This is a genomic window from Rhodococcus globerulus (assembly GCF_019334125.1).
GTDB lineage: Bacteria > Actinomycetota > Actinomycetes > Mycobacteriales > Mycobacteriaceae > Rhodococcus_F > Rhodococcus_F globerula.
Genome location: NZ_CP079698.1, coordinates 3,301,529 through 3,325,547, shown reverse-complemented (window position 1 = coordinate 3,325,547; position 24,019 = coordinate 3,301,529). Strand labels below are relative to the sequence as shown.

The window sequence follows — 24,019 nt, the reverse complement described above, 5'->3', positions numbered from 1 at the left end:
CGGTGGAACGGCCCGCATTGGAGGGGATCCGGGTCATCGATCTGACGACTTTTCTCTCCGGTCCGTCTGCAACACAGCTTCTCGGAGACCTCGGTGCAGACGTGATCAAGGTCGAGGCGCTCGGCGGCGATTCCAGTCGGTCGATCGTCGGTCCGGAGCTTGACGGTGACAGTGCGTATTACCTTGCCAACAATCGCAATAAGCGAAGTATTGCAGTCGATCTCAAGTCGCCGCGTGGACGAGATGTCGTCAGAGACCTGATCGCCGGAGCTGACGTTGTGATCGAGAACTTTCGGCCAGGAGTCACCACCAGGCTCGGACTCGTGCCCGAGCAGATCGTGGAGGACCATCCCGCGTTGATCTGGGCGTCGATCAGTGGATTCGGGCAGGAAGGTCCGTGGCGCGACCGACCGGCTTACGACATGGTCGTGCAGGCGCTCAGCGGTGTGATGAGTCTGAATGGACATGCGGGCTCCCCAGCAGCCCGGCTCGGAATACCAGCCGGTGACGTGGTTGCCGGGCTATACGCAGTGATCGGTATCCTCGGCGCTCTTCATGCTCGCGGAGAGTCCGGTCGCGGGAGAATCGTCGATGTTTCCATGCTCCGCGGACAGCTGGCGATGCTGTCCTACCAAGCCCTGTATACCAACCTCAACGGAGTTGCGCCCGGTCCTCAAGGGGCAGCACATGATTCGATCGCGACCTACCGTTCCTTCCGTGGTGGCGACGGCCGCGAGTTCGTCGTCACGGCCAATACACCACGCATGTGGGAAGATCTCTGCCGTGTTGTCGGGCTCGACGAGTTGATTGTCGACGAGCGTTTCGTGGATGCTGCGACACGCTTGCAGAACAGGGAAGCTCTGTCGGATATTCTCGAGGCCAGGATCGCCGAGCGCCCGGCTGCAGAGTGGGTCGGCCTGCTCACCGCGGCGTCGGTTCCGGTAGCTCCAGTGAAGAACGTGCTCGAAGCTCTTGACGATGCGAGAGAAGCCGATGACGGATCGCTCGTGACTGTGGGGAACGAAACGGTCGAGTTCGAGAACGTCGCCATGCCAATCCGTTTCGTCGGTACCGCCGATGTCGAGCCCGGCTATCCTCCCGCCCTCGGCGAGGACTCGGACGACATTCTCAGGACGGAATTGGGACTCACCGACGAAGAGATAGCGGCACTCGTGACAGACGGTGTGGTCGGTGTGCCGTCGGCTGTGAGCGTCACAACGTAAGACGGTGAAACAGGTCTGCCCCTGCGGTGATTATTACCGCAGGGGCAGACCTGTTGTGGAATGCAGCCGTATCTACAGGTTCGCCGAAGCCGTTTCCGGGCAACGTGAGTTGGACGACGATGTAACCGTGGTGAATCGTCCGACCGGCCGTTGAACGGCCGGTCGGTGGCTACGATCAGCCGAGTCGAATCACGTCGTCGGCAGCGAACTGCAGCATTTCGTTGCGGTCGTGCAGTTTCACGCGCTCACGTCCCGTCGATTCGCCTGCCGCGCGCTCAGCCTCGTCGATCCTTCGCCAGGCCGCCCAGTCGACAACCTGGACGCCGCGAGAGCGAAGTAGTTCGTCCACGACGGTCGAGGTGGAGGCCGACGAGGACTTCGAGCCGATGTCCTCGAGGATCGACGTGACAGTGTCCAAGGCGCATCGGCGGTTGGTCCCTACGACTCCCGTCGGCCCCCGTTTGATCCATCCTGCGATGTACACCCCGGGAACTTCTTCTTCGCCGTCGATCACCCGTGAATCGCGATGGGGAACGGTGGCGGTCTCGGTGTCGAACGGAAGGCCTGGCACTGCTTTGCCCATGTATCCGACCGAGCGGAAAACGAGTTCGGTATCGAGAGTCTCCGTGACAGTCGGATCGCTGGTCTTCGCCAGTCGGACACCCGACACTGATCCGTCCTCGCCGAGGAACTCGACGGGAGTGCGATCGAACACGAAGCGAATCCTGTACTTTCGGCCGAGCGCACCACGCTCCGCCGCTTTGCGGAATGAAGCGAACAAGCGCGTCGCAGCGGGGTTGGAATCGAGGTATTCCTGTTGTGCGGCATCGAGTTCGAGATCGTCAGGGTCGATGATGACGTCGCAGTTCTCGAGGTCTAGTAGCTCGATGAACTCCTTGTTGGTGAACTTCGCATACGCGGGGCCTCGGCGCCCGACGATGACGACTTCGGAAAAGGTGCTCGCCGTGAACGCCTCGACGATGTGCTGGGGTACATCGGTGGCACGCAGGTCCTCGGTGGTGCGCACGAGCATGCGTGCGGCGTCGAGTGCCACGTTTCCCACACCGATCACGACCGCTCGGTGCCCGTCGAGTACAAATGCGTTCGACGGCGTATCCGGATGACCGCCGTACCAGGATACGAAGTCGCGAACCGCGTGTGCGCCTGCAAGGTCTTCCCCCGGCACACCCAGTCGTCGGTCGAGCGGGGCCCCGGAGGCGAACACCACCCCGTCGTAGTGGCTACGAAGTTCACTCGAGGTGATGTCCACACCGACTCGCACGTTCCCGAGCAAGCGCACACCTGGTGTCTCCTCGAATACCTCGGAGAACGACATCGTGATGGATTTGATCTTCGGATGGTCAGGGGCGACACCGTAACGCACGAGGCCAAACGGAGCCGGAAGTTGTTCGAAGACATCGACTTCGATCGGTAGATCCGATTCCTCGGACAGTAATTGTGCGCAGTACGAACCCGACGGCCCCGACCCTACGACTGCGATTCTGAATGTGCTCACGATCAGCTGCCTCCCCTCGGGGCCAGAGCGGTGATCAGGTCGACGTCGTAGTCGATCTTTCCGCCCTTGCGGCCGCTCTTCGGCGTCGTCGTCTCTGCGAAGAATCGCTCGTTCACCCCGATGTAATGCTCCTGATCGCCGGGGATCTCAGCTTCGTAGAAGATTGCGTCGACCGGGCATGACGGTACGCAGGCACCGCAGTCGATACACAGGTCCGGATTGATGTACGTCATCCGGCCTCCCTCGAAGATGCAATCGGCCGGGCACTCCTGCATGCAACTCTTGTCCTGGACGTCAACACACGCCTCTGTGACTACGTAGACCATGACGGCTTTTCTCCTTGCCTCTGCAGCTGGGATGAATTAGGCCCATTGCCGCAGTTTGTCGACGATTTCTTCGGTCGGGCCGCCTGCGGCGATAACCCGTCGTGCTTGATTGAGGGCGCGCACCCAGTTCACTGTTACAGCGCCACATGCTCTTCCGGTCTCGTCGGCGTGGACGACTGCGACTCTCTCGCCCGCCTCGAGGTCTCCGAAGACTGTCGAGCTGCCTGCCGGATCACGGCGGCCGACCGAGTGCACTTTCCAGTCGTATTGGTCGGACCATACGTAGTCCGAGGAGTCGTACCCCTCGGCCAGGCCTCCGGTGATCGCGTTCGCGACAAATCTGGCCTGATCACTGGCGTTCGTCCAATGCTCGGCTCGCACATCCATGCCTCGATCCGAATGCGGCCAGCGCGCGACGTCGCCGATGGCGTACACGTCGTCTGCGCCGATCGCACGGAGGTGCCGGTCGGTCAGCACACCGTTGTCGAGAGTGAGACCGGAGCCGAGAAGCCAGTCCGTTGAGGGGAGGGAGCCGATTCCCACGACTGCCGTCGATGCCTCGAGTTGGGTACCGTCATCCAGGACTACGGTGAGGGAGCCGGCTTCACCGTGGATATCGGCAACTCCGACACCGAATCTGGTTTCTACACCGTTGCGGTGGTGAAGGTCGACGAGGAGGCTCGCGATTTCGGGTCCGACGAGTCGCTCCATCGGCTCGGGAACTGGGTCGACGACAGTGACCGGGCATCCGAGTTTAACTGCAGCAGAAGCGATTTCGGTGCCGATAAACCCTCCGCCGACGACAACGACAGCCTCGCGGAGGCTGAGTCGCTCGGCGATGGCCCGTGATTCGCCGAGAGTGCGCAGTTGGAACACTCCAGATGTCGGCTGCCATGGCGAAGGTCGTGCGATCGCTCCGGTGGCGATGACAAGGACGTCGTAGGTGACGGTAGAGCCGTCGTCGAGTGAGACCGTCCGTGTCGTGGTGTCGAGGCCGGTGGCCGCTGTTCCGAGCCTCGTAACGATGTCGAGGGCGTCGAGTTCCGGCCGGGTGATGAGCCGGTTCGCCTCCACTGCAGCGTCGGACCACTCTGAGCTGAGTAAGCCTTTCGACAGGGCCGGGCGATCGTAGGGCAGATCAGCCTCGGCTCCGACCAGAGTTATCGGACCCGAATAGCCGCTTGCGCGAAGGCATTGCGCGGTGCGAGTGCCTGCAAGCGATGCGCCGACTACAAGGATGTGGCGCCGAGCGTCGGATCCAGTCATGGCTCAAGTCCTTACTGTGGTGTCAGATCGCGGAAGCCGCCCATCTGTCAGAGACCCAAGCGGGTGAGGGCGCACTGCACGTTCGCGCCATGTTCCGTTTAACGGAACACTTGGTCGCTACAACGCAACAGAAGTATCGACCCGCACAGGGGATACTGTCAACCTTGTGTTGGACTACCGCAGCGTACGACTTCAGCTGGGGGAGGGCGGCTTACCGCTCCTCCGTTCCTGCGATCAGCTCGGTGATCCGCCCCGCAGCTTCGCGGACAAGCGCTACCAGTGTCGATGCATTCGTCGCATTGAGTCGTGCTTCGGGAAGAGTGATGCCAACGGCGCCGACCACGGTTTCGGAACGTCCGAAGATCGGCGCGGCTATCGCGATTGCCCCCTCGATACGTTCCCCGTGCGTGATCGAGTAACCGTCGCGGCGGATGGTGTCCAGTCGCGCGAGCAGTTCATCGGGGTCTGTCAGCGTTCGATTCGTTGCAGCCGTCAGTCGGCCGTGGACGATTGCGTGTCGGACCTCTTTGGGAAGAAAGGCGAGGATTGCGAGACCGCTTGCGCCGGCGTGCAACGGGAGCCACTGCCGCATCGGCAGCGTGTAGCGAAGCGGATGTGAAGAATCGGCTGTGAGGGTGAACATCATCTCGTGGCGTTGTTCGCTGTACAGCGAGAAGAATGCGGATTCTCCCGACTTCTCCATGAGTTCGTTGAGTGTCTCGGCCGACAGATATTGCAGTGGATACTTGTTCGTCGTTGTCCAGGCGAGCCGCAAGAACTCCAGTCCGAGTCGGTAGGAGCCGTTCTCTGCGCGTCGCATCAAGCCGAGCTTCTCGAGGTCTGTCACCAGTCGATGGGCAGTGCTCGGGCTTACATCGAGGTGACCAGCGAGTTCTCGCACGCCATGTGAGTCGTGTTCGCTTTCGATCATGAATGTGAGTATTTCGATTCCACGCGCGAGGGGCTGCCGTCGACGCCCTTCGTTGCCTGGCTCTTGTTCGGCCTCATCTGTCAGCTTGGTCATTGCGCATCCATTTCACTCGTATTCTTCCGAAGAGGCTTGACAACAGACCGTAGCGCAAGCGAGCCTTAAGCCTTGGGCTTCAATGGAACGGTCGTTCTATTCAACGCAATGCGTGTTGGCGCGTCAGGCTCTTCAGGCGATGGGTCGCGCACCGGACACCAGGCTGTCAGCGAGAGGGATTGAAACGCGATGTGGTTTGCATGCAGTGCCGCGAACAAGGGAGTGCGAACGCGATGACGGTTTCTGGTCGAGTTGCAGTCGTCTCCGGCGGAGCAGCAGGTATCGGGTTGGCGATCGCCCAGCGACTGGCCGATGACGGTTTCAAGATCGCTGTCCTCGACGTCGTAGACGGCGCAGCTGAGGCTGCGGCTGACGCCATTACCGCGGCGGGCGGCGAGGCCAAGGGATACCGTGCCGACGTTGCGAACCGTGAACAGGTCGACATCGCTGTCGAGGCAGCCCGCGCGCATCTCGGCCCCATCGCGGTCGTCGTTGCGAATGCAGCGATTGCCCGACAGCAGGAGTTCTTGGGCATGACGCTCGAACAGTGGAATCACACCCTCGGGGTCAATCTGACGGGCACATTCAACGTCGTTCAGACGTGCCTCCCGGATCTCGTCGAAGCAGGTTGGGGCCGTGTGGTTCTCATCTCTTCGTCCAGCGCGCAGCGCGGTGCTCCGAGGATGGCCCACTACGCCGCGTCGAAGGGCGGCCAGATTGCGCTGACGAAGGCGCTGGCCGTCGAGTTCGCGAAAAGCGGCGTAACGGTCAACACTGTGGCACCGTCGTCGATCGACACACCGAGCGTGCAGAAGAAGCGGGAGGAAGGAACCATTCCCTCGGCAGAGGACATGGCAAAGTACATCCCGGTCGGCCGCGAGGGTACCGGTCAAGACATCGCGAATGCCGTGTCATACCTTGTTTCCGAAGGTGCTTCGTACGTGACAGGTCAGACGCTCAGCGTCAACGGCGGATCGTTCATCGGGTGAGAACATGCTGAACAGACAAATTCCCCTGAGCCCCAACGAAAGCTGGAGCGACGCAGACGGTGGACTCCCGGTCAGCGCCCCGGAATCCGCGGAAGCGGTGGTTGTGGACCAGTTCGTGGCCGCGACAGGAAGGCTCGTATGGGCAATCCGGGAATCGTTCGTCAGGTACGTCACTCTGATTGCACGGGGCGAGTACACGATCGCCGGCGGAGTCACTGAGGGTGAAGACGGGCAATTCGCGTTTCCGCTGCGACGGGCAGTCCAAGAGGGTGACGACTGGCGATTGTCCTTTGGCGGCTCTGTCCACTTTGTTGCGCATCATGGTCTTTTGGACGTTCTGATCGTGGACCCGGAACTCGTCGTGGGCCCAGGCGGTGGAGTACTCGCTACTCATGTTCGCGGTGATGCCGACGAGCTCATTGCTATGGTGGTGACCGACGCCGCATCTCCAGAATTTTCGTGGAAAGAGCTTGTCTGGCAGGAGGTTCCAACAAAGTTGGCGACTGCCGGCGCGGAACTGTTGGGAAATGTCTATCCCAAGGGCACTGACATGGCGTCCCTGGGGATTCGAGTCCAATTGGACGCGTGACCGTCACTTCCCCGCTACGGGTTCCTCGGTGCCGGTCTTCGCGGCAACCGGTGCTGAGGAACCCGTGGCCGGGCCGATGAGTTATCTGCCGAGATGTGCCATGAACGTCGACGTCCAGTCTTTAAGGCTCGCAGGTACGTAGTATCCATCTTGATCGTTGATCTCGTCCCAGTGCTCGACGACATCCTCGATTGCAGGCTCGCCGTCAGAGATCCAGCCCGGCGTGATGCCGAGGAACCATCGGGAGAACCGCTTGGCGCCGGCGACCAGGATCTCTCCGTTCACTGGGCACGATTCGTGTGCAAGAAACGCAACCATGGGAGAAACCAGTCCGGTTTCCATTGCCTGCAGGATGGCCGGATCTGTCGGGGTGGTGGTGACGATGTTGGGCTTCTTCGCCGAAATGCTGGGCCGGGTAATGGCGTTGGGGGCGATGCAGTTGACGAGGATGCCCTTCGGAGCTGACGAGACTGCAAGGCTCCGGGTGAATCCGATGAGCGCGCCCTTCGCTGTCGCGTAGGCGAGATTGTCCGGTAGGCCGAGCATGCCGGTCGACGTCGTCGTGATGATGCGGCCGTACCCTTGCTTTTCCATGTAAGGCCACGCCGCGCGCGTAGTGTGCCACGTACCTCGCAAGTGCACATCGAGTGTGCGTTCGAGGTTGTCGGCGTCCGCCTCCGGGAATGTAGCCCAGCGGGAGATGCCCGCGTTGTTCACGACGATGTCGATCCGCCCGAACTCGCGGATGGCGGTGTCGACGAGCGAGTGGCAGTCTTCCTCGATTCCCACGTTGTGTATATCGGCGACAGCGTCGCCCCCGGCTGCTTTGATTTCCTGCACCACGTCGTTCGCGGGGCCGGTATCGCTGCCTTCGCCCTCCTTCGAGCCGCCGAGGTCGTTGACCACCACCTTTGCGCCGCGTGATGCGAGAAGCAGTGCATGGGCTCGGCCGAGTCCACGACCCCCGCCGGTCACGATGGCGACTCGTCCGTCGAATCGAAGGTCATTGCTGTCGTTCATCATTCTCCTTTGAACTGAATCGACCAAATTTTCACCATGATCGCTCATGTAATGAGATCACATGCTAGCTCGAAAACCCAGGTTAAATGTGAGCATACGAGGAATTGCTTGGAGCTTTTGAGCAGATGTGCTTATCTAGTGGCAAGTGAAATATGGACGGAATCGAATGGGAGTAAGTCGAATGGCGATGATGTCTGACGATAAAGCCGACGTTGACGTGTTGGTGATCGGTGCCGGAGTGGTCGGCATCTACGCTCTCTATCGGGCGGTCGAAGCCGGTTTCAGTGCCGTGACGCTGGAGGCCGGCGACGGCGTCGGCGGGGTGTGGTACTGGAATCGTTACCCCGCAGCGCGATTCGATTCGGAGAGCTACACCTACGGTTACATCTTCTCCAAGGAGCTCTTCGACGAGTGGCGTTGGTCGGAAGAGTTCGCGACGCAGCCCGAAATCGAGAGCTACCTCAACCATGTCGTGGATCGCTTCGAGCTGCGCCGACATATCCGCACCGGAGCGCGAGTCGTTTCCGCGCTGTGGGATGAGGCCGACAACGTGTGGGTCGTGACGACTGCGCAGGGTGACACGTTGCGCGCACGTTGGGTCATTTCCGCAACCGGCGGTCTCTCGGTTCCCAACTACCCGGACATCGACGGGCTGAACAGCTTTCAGGGGGAGGCCCATCATACCGGCGCGTGGCCGCACACTCCGCTCGACTTCAGTGGCAAGCGCGTCGCGATCATCGGCAACGGGCCGAGTGGCGCGCAGCTCCTGCCCGCGATTGTCGACGTTGTAGAAGCAGTCGACCTCTATCAGCGCACGCCGACGTGGACGACGCCTCTGAATAACGCGCCGATCGAGGATGAGCGGTGGCAATGGCTCAGCGATAACTTCGACGAGATTGCCACCGTCTTGAACACGAGCCCTTCCGGCTTCCTGCATGAGCCGGCGGGAAAGTTCTCGACTGACGACTCGCCGGAGGAGAGGCAAGCCTTCTACGAGAAGATCTGGAAGAGTCCAGGTTTCGCCAAGTTGACAGCGAATTATTACGACATGACGACGAATCGCGAGGTCAATCTGGAGTTTTGCGAATTTCTCGCGGACAAGATCCGAAAGATCGTAGACGACCCGGAAACGGCCGAGCGTCTCATTCCGAAGGATCAGCTCTTCGGTGCGAAGCGTCCGCCTTTTGTCGCGGACTATTTCGAGTCGTTCAACAAGCCGAGCGCCTCGCTCATCGCGCTCCGGGAGACACCGATCGTCCGCATCGATGCCAGGGGCATCGAAACCACCGAGCAGCACCGCGATTACGACATCATCGTCTACGCGACCGGATTCGATTTCGGAACCGGTGCCCTCACGAGAATGGGCGTGAAAGGCCATGGCGGCCTTGACCTCAGCGTGGATTGGGTAGACGGACCGTCCGACTTCGGGGGGTTCAGTGCACACCACATGCCGAACTTCTTCTTCCCAGGCGGTCCGCACGGCGCAGGCGGCGGCAACTACCCCCGCTACTCGCAGGATCAGGTCGATTGGATTATGAAGACGTTGATCTATGCGCGTGAGCACGGGTTCGATCGGTTCGAACCGACTGCAGCTCACCAGGAAACGTGGATGACGATGGTCGAGACTCTCGCGCCGCTCTCGATTTTCTCCGCCGAGCACAGTCACTACTACGGTGCGAACGTCGAAGGGAAGGCTCGCAAATTCCTGCTCAACCCCGGTGGGCGAGCAAAGCTACACGAGATCCTCGACGGGGTATCCGCCACACATGATTTCGGCGGTGCGCTTTCCTCTTCGGTTCGGGTCGGCGTCTGACGATCACGCGATCGGTGGTGCCGGCCTTTCGGCTCGTGGAAAGTCGGCGCCTCCCCTTCGGGAGGTGCCGACCCACGCGTGGCGTCGAGCCAGGGAACGTGACGTCGATCCTCGTGTCGATTCGGGAACTGAAAATCGATCCGCGACAACGTGATCGGAGAGTCATGGTCCCGGAGGGCTCGTCCGGACCCTCAGCGGATTCCGTCGATGACCACGAGGTCGGCTAGGCGCCCAGCTCGGTCAGTAGTTCACCGAGCCATGCGACGGACTCTGCGGCAGCTTCTCGGTGTCCGCGATCGTCGATACTCGGACCACTGAGTTCCAGGTCGAAGGTTCCCGTGTACCCGGAGTCCAGCAGTTCCTTCACGATGTGCCGGATCGGGATGTCCCCGGCGCCGGGGACATCCCGGCAGGGCAGCGATCGCATGCCGGCACTCATGTTGCTGAGCTGGACGTGCGAGACGAGTTCGATGTTCTTGCGGATGTCGTCGAGTAACTCGGCCTCGGTCCAGACATGGAAGAGGTCGAGGCACACGCCCATTCCGGTGCGCACGCCCAGCAGGAGCGCGTCGTGGAAGCTGTGCACGAAGTTGAGGTCGGCGTAGAGCCAGTTCGTCGGTTCTACGGCTACAGCGATGCCCTTGTCGGCGGCGTACTGGACGAGGTCTGACGTGGCTTCGGCGTATGCGGCCGCATTGGCATCCCAGTCGGCGAAGGCGCGGCGTCCGGTCAGGGTATAGACGGAGCCGGCACCGACCGCTGCCGCCTGGTCGATGTCGGCGCGCGCCCCGTCGATCTGACCCTCGATATCGGCGCCGGGCGTCAGATCGAAGCGCAGGAGAGCGGTGGTCGTGACCATGCTGACCCCGTGTCTGCGGCTCGCCGTTGCGACTGCGTCAACACCACTTTCCCGGATCTTTGCCGACGTCATGGACGTCTTCGAGACGCCGAGTTCGCCGATCGCCTCGATCGCGTCGATCGCCGACAAAGTCGGGAAGCACAGGCCGCTCACGGACACTCGCGGGTGCGCTCGGTCGGTCGTGGCGGTGTTGTAATCGCTCTTGGTGTTCATTGTTCTGCCTTCTGTCATGACCGGTCTCGCCCGGCTTCAGGAACGGGGATCGGGTGTCACGTGTGGCAACCGAGAGCGCGCACCCGCCGGATCTCGTCGGCGGCGTGAAGCACGTTCCGCGCCCCGATAACGGCAAGACGCGCGCACTCTTGCGCCGAGGTGCCCGCAACAGCCAACGACCGCATCGGAGCTTCGACGCCGATCACGGGGACAGGTGGAAGCGCTGCCACTATCTCCACCACCGGCAGTTCACCCTGACCGGGAACACAACGATCGATCGAGTCGTCCCGATACACCGGGTTTCGCTGCGCGAGTGTGTTGTCGCTGAGCTGGATGTAGCCGACATATTCGTGGTCGAGCATTATGAGATCTTCCGCGCCGTGGCCGGATCGGGAGGAGTGCATCGTGTCGACGAGCAGACTGAAGTCCGGACGGCCGACGTGTCCGACGGCCTGCAGCGCTGTCGGTAGGTCGGGAACGGTGAGCGACTTCGCGAATTCCATCGTTGTGGTCATTCCTCGGCCGGCTGCCATCTCTACGAACGTAGCCAGTTGGTCGAAGCTGCGCGGCAGGTCAGGGTCCATTGTCACGGCGTTGACCCGGGTTACCCCGAGTTCGGCCATCACATCCAGGTTCGCATCTTCATCACGAAGGTCGTGGAACGGCTGGACGACAAACCCTTCACCCAGTGAGATCGACACGTCGCGATCCTGCATCGCTGCGATGAAACGCCGACGCAAAGCCACGTCGTCGAGCATGGAATACGTCGGGTGGCCGTATGGGTTGTACGGTCCGCCGCCGCCGGCCACCTTCATCGAGATGTGGTGGCAGCCGAGATCTGCTGCCAGGTGGACGAAGTCCACTGGTGGTAGGCCTAGGACGGTTTGGTACTCGATTCCGATTTCAGTCATGAGTGTCCTTCCAGAGCGCCGGCAAGCGTGGCGGTATCGGCCGCGTGGTGTTCACATCGACGGCTTCATCGAGCCTGGGGTCAGTGGTGTCTGCTCGATGAGCTCGCGGTTCGGCGGCGCGCCCGAGTACAGCACTTCGCGTTCGACCAACTCTGAGGAAAGCACTTCTCCGATCAGTCCCAGATCAGCTCCGGTCCGGTCGGCGATCTGCCGTATGACATCTACATCCTTGAGCATGAGCTCTGCGAGCCGGATGCCGACGGCGTCGACCCCAATCCAGGCGAGGCTGCTCAGCGCTCGACTGTCGCCACTGCCGTGCTGGATGGCGGCCAGGATCTCTGCCTCACCGATTCCGACGGCCGCAGCGAGGCGCACGGCGTCGACGGCGAGCCCGATCTGCGCGACGAAGAGCGCATTGTTGACGAGTTTGACGCGCTGACCATGACCGATCGGACCGACGTGCATCACCGGGGAGCCATAGGACTCGAGCACGGGGCGGACGCTGTCGAGTACGTATTCATCGCCTCCCACCCAGAGCGTGAGGCGACCGGCAGCCGTGTCTTGTGGGCTGCCGGAGACGGCAGCGTCAAGCACGTGCACGCCCCGTTCAGCCCCTGCGTCGGCAACCATGACTGCTGTGTCGGGATCGCAGGTGGTGTGCTGCACCAGGATTGCACCGGGTGCCATGGCCGCGACGGCGCCACCCGATCCCAGCAGCGCGGCCTGCACCTGCTCGTCGTTGAGTACGATGCTGATGACCAACTCGGCGGACTGCACTGTTTGCTCGATTGTGTCGGAGGTGTTCCACCCCTTGGCCTTTGCGGTGGATCGTGTTTCGGATCCTCGAGTCAGAACAGTGACGTCGTTCCCGGCAGCGATCAAGCGTTCGACGATCGGCCCGCCCATTCTGCCCGCTCCGATGAATCCGATCTTCATCGCGGGCTCAATGCAACAGTCATGGATTCGGGGCCCGACAGGTCGTTCGCCTTCAGTTGTTGCATGTCCGATCTCCTCTGTGCTTTGTGAACTCGGACCGGTGATCTTCGACCAGCGGTTCCGAGCAAGGCTCGCCGTCGTTGCTCAGGTGTCTCGCGTATCGCGGATCCGGCAAGCCGGAGAGAGACAGTCATCTCGAATTTGTGGCAACTCGAGAAGGCAAATTAGGTTAACTAGTCATACCATGTTGCTTGCATCACTACATAAGCTAAAGGTGAAGCAGTTCACTTTTTCTAGGTGGCTGACGGGTGATGCTCGATAGGAGTTCAGGCAACGGTGCCGGGACATGCTGTCGCAATGGCACTTCCGCCGCGACATTTTGGTTCGAACATGCCGTAGTGACGTGGACAACAGTGCGTGCTATCGTCCACATAGGTAAACAAGTTATCCCTTTCGCGTGCGTTGAGGGTACCCCCGGAGGACTCATGCCCCTGCAGAACCACATGCATCTGATTTCCACCGACGATCACCTGATCGAGCATCCGAAGCTCTGGTCGGATCGTCTGCCGAAGAAGTTCCTCGACGCCGGACCCCGGATCATCGAGAAGGTGATGCCGCGATCGGTGCACGCCGGTGACGGCGCCCGCGGTGATGCCGGCACCAAACTCGCCGAAGTGTGGATCTACGAAGACCGTGTCTACCCGTACATCGGACTCAACGCGGTGGCTGGGAAGAAACCCGAGGAGTACGGCGCCGAGCCCACCCGGTACGAGGACATGATCGCCGGCTGCTTCGACCCGAAAGCCCGTGTGCTGGACATGGATATCGACGGCGTCCAAGCCGGACTGTCCTTTCCTTCGTTCCCCCGGTTCGCCGGAACGGTCTTCCTCGAAGGCAAGGACCGGGAGTTGGCGTTGCTCTCGGTCAAGGCCTGGAACGATTACCACATCGACGAATGGTGCGCGAGCGCCCCGGACCGGTTGATCCCGCTGGTGATCCTGCCGCTGTGGTCGGTGGAGGAATGCGTCAAAGAGGTCTACCGCACCGCAGCCAAGGGCGCAAAAGCGATTTCCTTCCCCGAAAATCCTGTACCGCTAGGACTTCCGTCGTTCCACACCGATCACTGGGATCCGCTGTTCTCGGCGTGTGAGGATGTCGACATCCCGTTGACCGTGCACTTCGGCACCTCGGGTAAGGCCCCGATCACCGCCCCCGAAGCCCCGATGGCCGTGATGACGGCACTCTTCGGGTGCAACTCGATGTACGCGACCGCCGATCTGTTGTTCTCCCCGGTTTTCCATCGCCATCCGACACTGAAGTTCCTGCTCTCCGAGGGCGGGATCGGCTGGGTTCCGTACATGCTCGAACGGATGGATCAGACGTGGGAGAAGCACCGGTTCTACCAGAACATCAACCAAACAGTGCGTCCGTCGGAATTGTTCTCCAAGCACCTCTTCGGTTGTTTCATCGAGGACAACTTCGGTATCAAGAACCGTCACGACGTCGGTATCGACAACATCACCTGGGAGGGTGACTACCCGCACTCGGATTCGAACTGGCCGAACAGTCGCAAGAAAGTACACGACGCGATGATCGATGTTCCCGATGACGAAGTCGAGAAGATGGTCGAAACCAATGCCCGTGCCCTGCTGCACTTTCCCCGTACCTAAACCACTGCCGCGTACCTAACCCAATCGAGAGGAACACCAAGATAGTGATCACACGTTCCGTACGTATCGGCGTTGCCATTGCCGCTCTTAGCCTGGTGCTTTCCGCCTGTGGCAGTGGAAGTGCCGGCAATTCGTCCCCGGCGTTAGGTGGTGCCGTCGGCGCAGCGGCCGCTGACGCCGATCCGAACGGACATCTCCGGGTCGGCCACACTGTGGCGACACCGGCGCTGAACCCGCACAAGATGCCGTCTGCGCCGGCCGCGTACCCGTATCTGACTCCGGTGTACGACAGGCTCACCCAAATGGTCGACGAGGATGGGTCTCTCGCGATAGCTCCGATGGTTGCGACCGAGTGGGAGTTTTCCGAGGACGGCCGTGAGGTCGTCTTCACATTGCGTGACGGGATCACTTTCACCGATGGTGAAGTTCTCGATGCCGCCGCAGTCAAGGCAACGCTTGATCATGCGAAGACGGCGGCGGGATCGACTGTGGCGTCAACCTTTTCGATGATCGATTCGGTAGAGGTGGTCGATCCGAACCGGGTAAAGGTCATCGCTACCCGACCCGCCGCAGATTTGCCGTTTGTGCTCTCCGGTGTGGAAGCGGCATTGATCAGTCCGAAGGCTCTCGACAATCCGGATCTGGACATCAATCCGGTGGGTTCGGGTCCGTACGTCGCGACCTCGGTCCGGATAGGTGATTCGGTGACATACGAGCGTCGGGAGGGGTACTGGGATCCTGCAGCACAGTTGTCCAAGACGATCACGATCACCGGCATCGTCGACGACAATGCTCGACTGAACGCGCTGCGATCAGGTCAGATCGATCTGATGATATCCAAGATCGGTCAGTACCCGCAGGCATCGGCGCTCGGATCTGGATACGGGTTCTTTTCTTATCCGCCTGCACAGCTGTACACGATGGCCATGAATATCGACAGCCCGGAGTTCTCGGATGTGCGGGTGCGTCAAGCGCTGAACTTTGCCGTTGACCGGGAAGGTATCAACTCGTCGTTGCTCAACAATCAGTGCCAGGTCTCCGGCCAACCGCTTTCGGTCGGCGCGGACGGGCACCTTTCGGATCCGCCGATCGATTACACCTACGATCCGGATCGGGCGCGGGCTTTGCTCGCGGAGGCAGGGGTCAACGGTCTCACATTCAATACGCTTCTCGGTGCGGGACTTTCGCCGCAGGACGAGATCGCGTCGGCCCTGCAAGCGCAGTTCGCCGAAGTCGGTGTCACGATGAATGCCAAGCCGGTGGATCTGGTCGACATGACTGCTCAGTTTGCAGCGAAGGCACAACCGTCCATCGTCAGTGTGCGAGTTGGCGATCCGAGTTCTGCACAGTTCCTCAACCGCAACTACACAGTCCCACGCCTTTTTCCGGGAACACTTCCCGCGGAGTTCAAGAACTCATTGGCGCCGGCGTTTGATCCCAACGTGTCCGAGGTAGACCGTACTGCTGCTCTCGAAGCGACATCAGCCGTTGCGGTCGAGAACGCTTTCGACGTCTTCCTCTGTGCTGTAAGTACACAGTTTGCCTTCGCAGACAATGTAATCGGTGCTTCGAATATGGGCGTTTCGCATTACACCGGGGTGATGGACCTGCGCTACGTCGGTGTCGCGAAATGATTCTGCGCGAATAGTCGAAGTCTCACTCATATCCAGTTTGGGCGGTGCGCCCGTTGTCGCCGTCCACTACCTGACGCTAGGAGATCCTGTCCATGGCAACTGATCTACCGTTGTCGTCGCTCGACGCGACGGACAGCGATATCCTGCGGATCGAGAATCTCTCGGTCGACTTCGATACCGATCGCGGCTGGACTCGAGTCGTCGACGACGTGTCCTTGCGAGTAGCACCCGGCACGACGGTCGGGCTGGTGGGTGAATCCGGATCCGGGAAAACCGTAACTTCCTTGGCTGCAATGGGATTACTGCCTTCCCAGGGTTGTCGGGTAACTGGATCGATCCGTATCGCCGGCCGTGAGGTGGTGGGGTTGTCGGAGTCGGAGTTGTCCGGCATTCGTGGGGTCGACGTATCGATGGTCTTTCAAGAACCAAGGCGAAGTCTGTCTCCGGCATTCACTGTCGGGGATCAGATCGCCGAGGTTGTCCGTCGTCACCAAGGTTTGTCGAAGAAGGACTCGTTTGCCCGCGCTGTCGAGATGCTCGACGCGGTCGGTATTCCCGATGCACGCAATCGGGCAAAGGCATACCCGCACGAGTTCTCCGGTGGCATGTGTCAGCGCGTCATGTTGGCAATCGCAATGGTATGTCGACCGAAACTGCTCATTGCGGACGAACCCACGACCGCGCTGGACGTGACGGTGCAGAAAGAGATGTTGCGATTGATGAAGGATCTGCAACACGAGTTCGACGTATCGATTCTGTTCATCACTCACGATTTGGGGGTCGTTGCCGAGATGTGCGACCGAGTGGCGGTGATGTATGCGGGGCAGGTTGTCGAATCGACCTTGATCGATGACCTGTTCGACGACCCACGCCATCCGTACTCGGAGGGTCTGCTGGCAGCAATTCCCGACCCGAGGGCCAAAGGTATACGTCTGTCGTCGATTCCGGGTGCAGTTCCAGCTCCATGGGACTGGCCGCAAACGTGCCGGTTCCAGGATCGTTGCAACTACGCAGATGCTGGTCGATGCGATTCGGAACCGATAATACTGCACGACATCGCTCGCAATCGGTCAGTACGTTGCGTGCGTGAGGGCGAACTGAATCTGAAGGGACTTACCGGATGAGTCCGTTATTGGAGGTCTCCGGACTACGCAAGTCGTATCCGGTCAAGAGAGACTTTCTCGGTCGCGTGAGAGAGCGGTCCGTGGTGACCAACGATGTGAGTTTTACCCTGGAACGTGGTGAAACGCTCGGCATTGTGGGCGAATCCGGAGCGGGGAAGTCGACGATCGGACGTCAGGTTCTGCGTTTGATCGAACCCGACTCCGGCACGATCCGGTTCGACGGACACGATGTCCGTAAGTTCAAGGGCAAGGATTTGCTGTCCTTTCGGCGGCGCGCGCAGATGATCTTTCAGGATCCGTTCAGCTCGCTCGATCCGCATATGACGATTCGCAACGCGGTGGGCGAACCGTTGTCGATCCACTTCGGAATCGCTGGGGCAGAGCGTGATCGGCGTGTCGTGGAAATTCTGCAGAGGGTCGGTATGCGCGAGGACCAACTCGACAAGTATCCACGAGAGTTCTCCGGCGGTCAGCTTCAGAGGATCGCGATTGCCCGGGCGCTCACACTCGATCCCGACTTCATTGTGTGTGACGAACCTGTTGCTGCATTGGATGTTTCAATCCAAGCTCAAGTTCTCAACCTGCTGCTCGACCTGCAGGCCGAGCGCGGCTTGGCCTATATTTTCATCTCGCATGATCTCTCCCTCGTGCGATATCTCGCCCACCACGTCATCGTTATGTACCGGGGCGAGGTAGTCGAAGCCGGGACCGCGGAGGAGTTGTTCGAGAATCCGCAGCACTCGTACACCAAGATGCTGGTCTCGGCAGTTCCGGACCCGAGGAACCGTCGTCGCAGAGTTTCAGTACCGACGGGAGGGTCATAATGGCGAATCTGTTGGGAAAACGGGTGCTTTCGGCAATCCCACTGTTGCTGTTCCTCAGCTTCTTCGTTTACGTGCTGGTTGACTTCATGCCAGGAGACGCTGCAGCTGGGCTTGCCGGTGACAACGCAACGCAGGACGAAATCGCTTCGGTTCGCGAACAACTGGGTCTGGATCGGCCACTGCTGATCCGGTACGTCGAGTGGCTCGGTCACATCATTACCGGTGATTTCGGCACCTCGCTCTACAGTTCTCAGTCCGTCACTCAGATCCTCGCGGATCGGATACCGACCACTCTGTCCTTGACCGTCGTGACCATGGTAATTGTGATCTTGCTCGGTCTGCCGATCGGAATCATTGCCGCTATGCGTGCCAATTCGATGCTCGACCGCGCGTTGACGGCTGTGTCGTCGGTTGCGATGGCGGTCCCACCGTTCATTATCGGTTTGGTTCTGGTCATTGCCCTCGCAATCTCCGCGCCGGTTTTTCCGGCGACTGGGTACGCACCGCTCAGCGAAGGGTTTGGGGTTTGGCTTCAACACCTGATTCTTCCGGCTCTCGCGATTGCGGCCATTTCCACTGCGGAAGTGGCGCGCCAAACCCGTGCGGCCATGGTTGACACGTTCGCCAAGGATTTCATCCGCACTGCTCGGGCGAAGGGGCTGCGGACCAAGCAGATCGTGCTGAAGCACGCCCTCAAGGTCGCCGGAGTTCCGATCGTGACGGTCCTCGGTCTACAGGTCAGTCGAGTATTTGCAGGCGCGGTGACAGTCGAGTTCGTTTTCGCGCTACCTGGCCTCGGGACTCTTGCCGTGAATTCTGTTTTCAGCCGGGATATTCCGGTGATCCTCGGCATCGTCATGGTCATGGCGGTTGCCATCGTGATCATCAACCTGATCGTCGATATGGCCTACGGCTACTTCAACCCGAGGACCCGGGCCTGACCCGGTCAGCTGTCGAAAGGCATTTTCATGAGTGAAACCGGTATTGTTGCGGATCCCGATAACCCGCGGCGCGCGACACCATTTTCGAGCCGAAGCCGCTTCATGTACACACTGCGGACTTCACGTCCACTTCGACTGCTGCGCAGGAACATCCCGGCCATGATCTCGCTGGTTTTCTTAGTGCTGGTGTTTCTGGTCGCGGGTTTCGGCACCATGATTGCGCCCGATGATCCGAACGCGCAGAACTTGGGAAACAGTTTGGCCGGAATTTCCGGGGAGCACTGGCTCGGTACGGACGTCTATGGTCGTGACGTCATGAGCAGGTTGCTCGCCTCGGCAAGTGTCACCATGCTCGCGGTTGTCCAGGCGGTGGGAGTTGCGGCTGTGATCGGTATTCCCACAGGGCTGTTCGCGGGACTTGTCCGGGGATGGGCTGGGGGACTGATCAGTAGAATCTCTGATGCCCTGCAGTCCTTGCCGCCTCTTATCCTCGCCATTGCGATCATCGGAATTTTCGGTCCAGGATTGACCAACGCGATGATGGCGATCGGACTGGTTATGGCCCCATCGCTGTACAGGTTGGCACGAGGTGCTGCGGAGTCGGTGTCGACGGAAACGTATATCGAAGCTGCCCGAGCGCTGGGCTGCGGCAAGGGCAGGCTGCTGTGGAGTCATGTGTTACCAAACGCGGCTTCGCCTTTACTGGTGCAGCTTTCGTTCTCGGCGGGTGTCGCGATTGTCGCCGAGGCAAGTCTGAGTTTTCTCGGTCTCGGTGTTCAGCCGCCACAGACTTCCTGGGGTTCAATGGTGCGTGAGGCTTTCGACAATATCTACACAGCTCCGGAGCTGATTGCTGCACCGGCGATCATGATTGTGCTGACCGTCCTGGCATTCTCGACGTTCGGTGACGGTTTGCGGGATGCGCTCGAAGGTTCGGGTTCGATTTCAAACGACGAATGACGAGCGGCGAATCTGCCGCGTTATCGCGGCAGATTCGCCGGTATCCAGCACGCGTCACGCTTTTCCATGAACGCCCGCATTCCCTCACGTGGTTCCGGAGAAGTGTCGAGTGCGCCGAACATGGTTTCGTAGTCGAATTGCCCGTAGCGCTCGTTGAGCATTCGCTTGACCTGGGCTCGGGCTACAGGTGCGGTCTGCAGTACCTCACGCGCAGCCTCGAGTGCCGCAGTCCGAAGGTTCTCATGTGGCACAACTCGGGAGATCACTCCGAGCCGAAGCGCTTCTGCCGCATCGAACTTGCGCGCGGAAAACATCAAGTCGCGTGCTGCGGCGATTCCGATGTGTGCCGGCAGGACTGCAGCGAAAGTCGCATCCGGGATGCCTCGTAGAAGTTCGGGAACACGGAATGTCGCCCGGTCGCTGACGACAGCGATATCGGACATCATTGCAATCAGTAGTCCACCGGCCTGGCAGATTCCGTTGACCGCGGAAATGACGGGTGCGCGACTGTCTCGAATGGTTAGGAAGGGAACGATATCGATGCTCGAAAGGCCCTCCGGCAAAGCATCTCCCGGATCCGATCGCCTTCCCAGATCTCCTCCGGGGGCGAATACGTCGTCAACCCCGGTGATTATCAATGCCGACAGTTCCGGGTCGGAATTCACGAGGCGTACTGCTCGCTTCAATCCGTAGTACATCGCGGAGGTCAACGCATTTCTGGCAGCCGGACGGTCGATGATGCACCATCCGATCGAGCCTTCACGTTCGAATCGTAAACCGCTGGCGCCCAAGCTATTTACCATAAATGCAGCGTATAGCATTCTCCATGTCGTGGCCAGTGACGGCTTCGAAAGGTCACGATGCCTGCACATGGTTCGCCGGGGTTCAGATAACTGCATCGTGGATGCCTGGTCAACGGGATGTTCCGGCTAGCGGAATGGGCATGTCTGGGTCGCCCACGGGTGTATGGCGTCTGGGTAACGAGGCAGTCGGTTTCCGGACGAAACCTGGCACAGTTCAAGCTGATACACCTTTTGTGTCTACGACTGGCCATGTGATCGACGGAGTTTCGGTCTGGAGAGATTGCCTCGCTCGACTTCTTCGTTTGGGCGAGTATCTATGACAGAATCGAACAACAGGACCGGATGTGCCGATCGACATACCCAGTGTGTGAAGATGATTCGATTCAGTAGTCCCTGCAACTCAACCGCTGCATCGGGGCGTTGTCAGCCTGACGTTGCCCTTCGGAACGAATATCAGCTGATTCTGCCCCTCGGAAACGAATATGGAGAAACGAATGACAGTCGACGACCTGGAAACAGATCCCCTCGCCCCGTGGCTCCGTAAGATCAAGGACGAGCACGATTCATCACGACACGTGGACGGTGTGCAGTGCCGCGGTTCCGTGGACCTCATCGATGAATCGGCCCGCCTGCGCGGCGTTTCCGCTGTCAGATACGGGAAAGCCATCTCTCTCGAACGTGAGGTGGAAACCCGCCCCGGCCGCCTTGCCGATGGTCGAGCTGTGGCGGAACTCGAGGCAGCGCAGTGGGAAAAGCTGGGGCTTGCCGAGATGCCTTCTGGCCACGGATCAGTAGAACTCGATGTACAGGTCGGCGTTCGCGGTATGCGCTCGGCCCACGGCGGTGACGTGATCAAGTACGACGCCCATGGAGTCCACAACACACACATGGACGGTTTGGCGCACATCGGTGCCGAAGGGTCTTGGCACGGGCCGATTCCCGCCGAGGCGTCCCTGACTGACGAGGACACCATGGTGGCGTGGGCGAACCATGGAATCGCCACGCGTGGTGTAGTCCTCGATGTCGCCGGAGCGCGAGGGGTCGAGTGGATCGACGCCGAACACCCCGTTACCGGCGAGGACCTGGACGCAGCGCTCGCGGCAACCGGAGTCACCCTCGAGCCTGGCGATGCGCTGATCATCTACCAGGGGCGCGATCGCTACGAGGCGGCCGGCAACATCTACCCGAGCGGCGCCGCAGCAGTGGCGCGCCCAGGTATCGGTGAGGACGGTGCAGTCTGGATCGCATCGAAGGATCCGGGCTTGGTGCTGTGGGACTTCCACGATGCCCGGAACAACCCTGCCGGCTCGTTGGAAGTGCACAACCTGATCTATGCGATCGGTTTGTGTCTGGTGGACAACTGCTTACTCGGCCCGGCCGTGGCGGCGTTGAAGCAGACAAATACGTCGACAGGTCTTGTCGTAGCGGCTCCGACTGCCATCCACCGTTCGACGGGTGTCCTGATCAATCCGTTGTTCCTTTACTGACCTCTCGACAAGGTTGTCGCTATCGGTTCGGCACACTCTCGGACATCAACAGTTTGTCCGAGAGTGTGCTTTCGACAGTCTGAAGTCTGTCGGACGTGCGTTGTGCACCTTGGAGTTGTGCACCCTGGAAAACGTGGGTGCTCCTGAATGATTCGAATTCACCCCCTGAGAACAAGGAGTTTTCTGTGACGATTTCCGCGATTCTGGACCTGCGACTCAAGAAAGAGAGTCTTGCTACCGCACGCGAGGTGGTGGGACGAATCTTGACTGAGACCCGTGCTTTCGAAGGTTGCGAAGGTGTCGACGTATTGATTGATGCCGACGACGAAACGCACTGGCTGTGTTTCGAGAAATGGTCTACTGCCGAGGCGGATGCCGCATACCGCGAATGGCGCGCCGGCCCAGGCATGATCAAGGATTTGGGACCGCTTCTCGCAGGGGCGCCAGGACTGGCCAAGTACACACTCGACTCTGCGATCTGACCTATTTGTTTGTCCAGATGGGGCGTGTCCTTCGTGAACAGTGCCGAAGAGCACGCCCCATACTTGTTGCCCTTACGCGAGCACCTTCGGCAGTAGGGGATGCAGTTCGGCGTCGGCTTTCTTCGACCCCCCACGCAGCTTGTCAGTTATCGCCAGTATCTCGAACTTTTCAGGAGTGTCATTGTGTCCCTTGTGACTGAAGCCATCAACGTACCCAAGGTCGAGTTGACCGACGAAGAAATCTTTGCCGCTCACGTCGGTGGCAAACTGTCGGTCGAGACCACCGCGCCGCTCGATACGCAGCGCGCTCTGTCGATCGCGTACACGCCGGGTGTGGCTCAGGTGAGCCGCGCCATCGCCGCTGACGAGACCCTTGCCGATCGCTACACGTGGACCAACCGACTGGTTGTCGTCGTCAGTGACGGCACGGCGGTTCTCGGTCTGGGCGATATCGGACCCCGCGCATCGTTGCCCGTCATGGAGGGCAAGTCCGCTCTGTTCAAGAGCTTTGCCGGACTCAACTCCATTCCGCTGGTGCTCGACACCACCGATCCCGACGCGATTGTCGAGACTCTGATCCGTCTGCGTCCGAGCTTCGGCGCGGTCAACCTCGAGGACATCTCGGCGCCGCGCTGCTTCGAGATCGAAAAGCGGGTCATCGAGGCACTTGACTGCCCCGTCATGCACGATGATCAGCACGGCACCGCGATTGTGGTTCTTGCTGCGCTCAAGGGCGCCGTGAAGGTGCAGAGCCGCGACATCACCACGCTCAAGGTTGTCATCTCCGGTGCGGGTGCAGCGGGTGTCGCGTGTGCGAACATTCTGCTCGCCGCCGGTATCAGCGATGTCGTCGTGCTCGACTCGAAGGGCATCATCTCCAGCGAGCGCAGCGACCTCAACGAGATCAAGGTAGAGCTGGCGTCGCGCACCAACCCGCGCAGTGTCCACGGCGGTGCCGTCGAGGCTTTGGCCGGAGCGGACGTCTTCCTCGGTGTCTCGGCGGGCAAGATCCCCGAGGAGCTCATCGCGTCGATGGCTCCCGAGTCGATCGTGTTTGCGCTCTCGAACCCGGATCCGGAGATTCACCCCGAGACCGCGTCGAAGTACGCGGCGATCGTGGCTACGGGCCGCAGTGACTTCCCGAACCAGATCAACAATGTGCTTGCCTTCCCCGGTGTGTTCAAGGGCGCGCTCGACGCCGGTGCCCGTCGCATCACCGAAGGTATGAAGCTCGCTGCCGCCGAGGCGATCCTGTCGGTGGTCGGCGACGAGTTGGCTGTGGACAAGATTGTTCCGAGCCCACTCGACCCTCGCGTGGCGACCGCAGTTGCGGAAGCCGTCGCGGCCGCAGCGCACGCTGAGGGCGTGACCAGCTAAGAGGATTGAACCTGCCGGTTCAAAGACTCGCG

At 60.4% G+C, this 24,019-nt stretch carries 22 protein-coding genes; 13 read left to right on the top strand and 9 right to left on the bottom strand.

Annotation, left to right across the window (positions count from 1 at the left end; all coding sequences use genetic code 11):
* Positions 1-2: 2 nt before the first annotated feature.
* Positions 3-1,223 carry a CaiB/BaiF CoA transferase family protein gene (locus tag KYT97_RS15020; RefSeq protein ID WP_245006136.1) on the top strand — a complete coding sequence of 407 codons (1,221 nt, stop codon included), beginning with the start codon at positions 3-5 and terminating at the stop codon, positions 1,221-1,223.
* Positions 1,224-1,398: 175 nt separating this feature from the next.
* Here the strand turns inward: KYT97_RS15020 and KYT97_RS15015 are convergent, their stop codons facing one another.
* From KYT97_RS15015 to KYT97_RS15000, 4 genes are all read right to left on the bottom strand, one after another.
* Entirely contained in the window at positions 1,399-2,739 is a 1,341-nt protein-coding gene (locus KYT97_RS15015; protein WP_219112738.1) for an FAD-dependent oxidoreductase, read from the bottom strand.
* A 2-nt stretch (positions 2,740-2,741) separates the two neighbouring features.
* Positions 2,742-3,065 (bottom strand): ferredoxin, encoded by a 324-nt coding sequence (gene fdxA, locus KYT97_RS15010; protein WP_033237250.1) that lies wholly within the window; start codon positions 3,063-3,065, stop codon positions 2,742-2,744.
* A gap of 36 nt (positions 3,066-3,101) precedes the next feature.
* Positions 3,102-4,331 carry an NAD(P)/FAD-dependent oxidoreductase gene (locus KYT97_RS15005; protein ID WP_219112736.1) on the bottom strand — a complete coding sequence of 410 codons (1,230 nt, stop codon included), beginning with the start codon at positions 4,329-4,331 and terminating at the stop codon, positions 3,102-3,104.
* Between the two features lie 211 nt (positions 4,332-4,542).
* Positions 4,543-5,355 carry an IclR family transcriptional regulator gene (locus KYT97_RS15000; RefSeq protein ID WP_219112735.1) on the bottom strand — a complete coding sequence of 271 codons (813 nt, stop codon included), beginning with the start codon at positions 5,353-5,355 and terminating at the stop codon, positions 4,543-4,545.
* Between the two features lie 233 nt (positions 5,356-5,588).
* On the opposite strand from KYT97_RS15000, the gene KYT97_RS14995 reads away from it, so the two are divergent.
* Both KYT97_RS14995 and KYT97_RS14990 read left to right on the top strand, forming a co-directional pair.
* Positions 5,589-6,344 (top strand): SDR family oxidoreductase, encoded by a 756-nt coding sequence (locus tag KYT97_RS14995; RefSeq protein WP_219112733.1) that lies wholly within the window; start codon positions 5,589-5,591, stop codon positions 6,342-6,344.
* 4 nt (positions 6,345-6,348) lie between these two features.
* A complete protein-coding gene (locus KYT97_RS14990; protein WP_219112731.1) occupies positions 6,349-6,933 on the top strand; it encodes an HtaA domain-containing protein in 585 nt (194 codons plus the stop codon).
* Between the two features lie 81 nt (positions 6,934-7,014).
* Here KYT97_RS14990 and KYT97_RS14985 read toward each other — a convergent pair whose 3' ends face one another.
* Positions 7,015-7,953 carry an SDR family NAD(P)-dependent oxidoreductase gene (locus tag KYT97_RS14985; protein ID WP_219112729.1) on the bottom strand — a complete coding sequence of 313 codons (939 nt, stop codon included), beginning with the start codon at positions 7,951-7,953 and terminating at the stop codon, positions 7,015-7,017.
* Positions 7,954-8,143: 190 nt separating this feature from the next.
* Between KYT97_RS14985 and KYT97_RS14980 the strand changes: the two genes are divergently transcribed.
* The gene (locus KYT97_RS14980; protein WP_219112727.1) at positions 8,144-9,766 is read left to right on the top strand and encodes a flavin-containing monooxygenase; all 1,623 of its coding nucleotides are present in this window, start codon (positions 8,144-8,146) and stop codon (positions 9,764-9,766) included.
* 223 nt (positions 9,767-9,989) lie between these two features.
* Here the strand turns inward: KYT97_RS14980 and KYT97_RS14975 are convergent, their stop codons facing one another.
* Genes KYT97_RS14975 through KYT97_RS14965 form a run of 3 tightly spaced genes read right to left on the bottom strand, consistent with a single transcriptional unit; the run spans position 9,990 to position 12,685 of the window.
* Positions 9,990-10,838: a sugar phosphate isomerase/epimerase family protein gene (locus tag KYT97_RS14975; RefSeq protein WP_072782903.1), complete on the bottom strand. Its 849-nt coding sequence runs from the start codon at positions 10,836-10,838 to the stop codon at positions 9,990-9,992.
* Positions 10,839-10,894: 56 nt separating this feature from the next.
* On the bottom strand, positions 10,895-11,749 hold the full coding sequence (locus KYT97_RS14970) for a sugar phosphate isomerase/epimerase family protein (RefSeq protein WP_033237246.1): 855 nt from the start codon (positions 11,747-11,749) through the stop codon (positions 10,895-10,897).
* Positions 11,750-11,800: 51 nt separating this feature from the next.
* Positions 11,801-12,685, bottom strand: a complete 885-nt coding sequence (locus KYT97_RS14965; protein WP_051730822.1) for an NAD(P)-dependent oxidoreductase — start codon at positions 12,683-12,685, stop codon at positions 11,801-11,803.
* Between the two features lie 485 nt (positions 12,686-13,170).
* Here KYT97_RS14965 and KYT97_RS14960 point away from each other — a divergent pair, with 485 nt between their 5' ends.
* From KYT97_RS14960 to KYT97_RS14935, 6 genes are all read left to right on the top strand, one after another.
* On the top strand, positions 13,171-14,355 hold the full coding sequence (locus tag KYT97_RS14960; RefSeq protein ID WP_033237423.1) for an amidohydrolase family protein: 1,185 nt from the start codon (positions 13,171-13,173) through the stop codon (positions 14,353-14,355).
* A 44-nt stretch (positions 14,356-14,399) separates the two neighbouring features.
* Positions 14,400-15,989: an ABC transporter substrate-binding protein gene (locus KYT97_RS14955; protein ID WP_051730855.1), complete on the top strand. Its 1,590-nt coding sequence runs from the start codon at positions 14,400-14,402 to the stop codon at positions 15,987-15,989.
* 92 nt (positions 15,990-16,081) lie between these two features.
* On the top strand, positions 16,082-17,113 hold the full coding sequence (locus tag KYT97_RS14950) for an ABC transporter ATP-binding protein (RefSeq protein WP_051730854.1): 1,032 nt from the start codon (positions 16,082-16,084) through the stop codon (positions 17,111-17,113).
* On the top strand, positions 17,110-17,937 hold the full coding sequence (locus KYT97_RS14945; RefSeq protein WP_051730853.1) for an ABC transporter ATP-binding protein: 828 nt from the start codon (positions 17,110-17,112) through the stop codon (positions 17,935-17,937). Before KYT97_RS14950 ends, KYT97_RS14945 begins: the two co-directional genes overlap by 4 nt.
* Positions 17,937-18,878: an ABC transporter permease gene (locus KYT97_RS14940; RefSeq protein WP_033237386.1), complete on the top strand. Its 942-nt coding sequence runs from the start codon at positions 17,937-17,939 to the stop codon at positions 18,876-18,878. Before KYT97_RS14945 ends, KYT97_RS14940 begins: the two co-directional genes overlap by 1 nt.
* Positions 18,879-18,905: 27 nt before the next feature.
* Positions 18,906-19,838: an ABC transporter permease gene (locus KYT97_RS14935; protein ID WP_219112725.1), complete on the top strand. Its 933-nt coding sequence runs from the start codon at positions 18,906-18,908 to the stop codon at positions 19,836-19,838.
* Positions 19,839-19,858: 20 nt separating this feature from the next.
* Here the strand turns inward: KYT97_RS14935 and KYT97_RS14930 are convergent, their stop codons facing one another.
* Positions 19,859-20,641, bottom strand: coding sequence for an enoyl-CoA hydratase/isomerase family protein (locus KYT97_RS14930; protein ID WP_092805074.1), 783 nt, complete (start codon positions 20,639-20,641; stop codon positions 19,859-19,861).
* A gap of 494 nt (positions 20,642-21,135) precedes the next feature.
* Here KYT97_RS14930 and KYT97_RS14925 point away from each other — a divergent pair, with 494 nt between their 5' ends.
* The 3 genes from KYT97_RS14925 to KYT97_RS14915 all read left to right on the top strand — a co-directional run bounded on the left by KYT97_RS14925 (position 21,136) and on the right by KYT97_RS14915 (position 23,987).
* Positions 21,136-22,128 (top strand): cyclase family protein, encoded by a 993-nt coding sequence (locus KYT97_RS14925; protein ID WP_172937663.1) that lies wholly within the window; start codon positions 21,136-21,138, stop codon positions 22,126-22,128.
* A gap of 185 nt (positions 22,129-22,313) precedes the next feature.
* Positions 22,314-22,610, top strand: coding sequence for a putative quinol monooxygenase (locus KYT97_RS14920; RefSeq protein ID WP_033237388.1), 297 nt, complete (start codon positions 22,314-22,316; stop codon positions 22,608-22,610).
* Positions 22,611-22,793: 183 nt separating this feature from the next.
* A complete protein-coding gene (locus tag KYT97_RS14915) occupies positions 22,794-23,987 on the top strand; it encodes an NAD(P)-dependent malic enzyme (protein ID WP_045069512.1) in 1,194 nt (397 codons plus the stop codon).
* Positions 23,988-24,019: the final 32 nt, after the last annotated feature.

Coding starts and splice junctions, on each gene's coding strand:
- fdxA (WP_033237250.1), bottom strand. CDS start 3,065: ATGGTCTACGTAGTCACAGAGGCGTGTGTTGACGTCCAGGACAAGAGT.
- KYT97_RS15005 (WP_219112736.1), bottom strand. CDS start 4,331: ATGACTGGATCCGACGCTCGGCGCCACATCCTTGTAGTCGGCGCATCG.
- KYT97_RS15000 (WP_219112735.1), bottom strand. CDS start 5,355: ATGACCAAGCTGACAGATGAGGCCGAACAAGAGCCAGGCAACGAAGGG.
- KYT97_RS14995 (WP_219112733.1), top strand. CDS start 5,589: ATGACGGTTTCTGGTCGAGTTGCAGTCGTCTCCGGCGGAGCAGCAGGT.
- KYT97_RS14990 (WP_219112731.1), top strand. CDS start 6,349: ATGCTGAACAGACAAATTCCCCTGAGCCCCAACGAAAGCTGGAGCGAC.
- KYT97_RS14985 (WP_219112729.1), bottom strand. CDS start 7,953: ATGAACGACAGCAATGACCTTCGATTCGACGGACGAGTCGCCATCGTG.
- KYT97_RS14980 (WP_219112727.1), top strand. CDS start 8,144: ATGTCTGACGATAAAGCCGACGTTGACGTGTTGGTGATCGGTGCCGGA.
- KYT97_RS14975 (WP_072782903.1), bottom strand. CDS start 10,838: ATGAACACCAAGAGCGATTACAACACCGCCACGACCGACCGAGCGCAC.
- KYT97_RS14970 (WP_033237246.1), bottom strand. CDS start 11,749: ATGACTGAAATCGGAATCGAGTACCAAACCGTCCTAGGCCTACCACCA.
- KYT97_RS14965 (WP_051730822.1), bottom strand. CDS start 12,685: ATGAAGATCGGATTCATCGGAGCGGGCAGAATGGGCGGGCCGATCGTC.
- KYT97_RS14960 (WP_033237423.1), top strand. CDS start 13,171: ATGCCCCTGCAGAACCACATGCATCTGATTTCCACCGACGATCACCTG.
- KYT97_RS14950 (WP_051730854.1), top strand. CDS start 16,082: ATGGCAACTGATCTACCGTTGTCGTCGCTCGACGCGACGGACAGCGAT.
- KYT97_RS14945 (WP_051730853.1), top strand. CDS start 17,110: ATGAGTCCGTTATTGGAGGTCTCCGGACTACGCAAGTCGTATCCGGTC.
- KYT97_RS14940 (WP_033237386.1), top strand. CDS start 17,937: ATGGCGAATCTGTTGGGAAAACGGGTGCTTTCGGCAATCCCACTGTTG.
- KYT97_RS14935 (WP_219112725.1), top strand. CDS start 18,906: ATGAGTGAAACCGGTATTGTTGCGGATCCCGATAACCCGCGGCGCGCG.
- KYT97_RS14930 (WP_092805074.1), bottom strand. CDS start 20,641: ATGGTAAATAGCTTGGGCGCCAGCGGTTTACGATTCGAACGTGAAGGC.
- KYT97_RS14925 (WP_172937663.1), top strand. CDS start 21,136: ATGACAGTCGACGACCTGGAAACAGATCCCCTCGCCCCGTGGCTCCGT.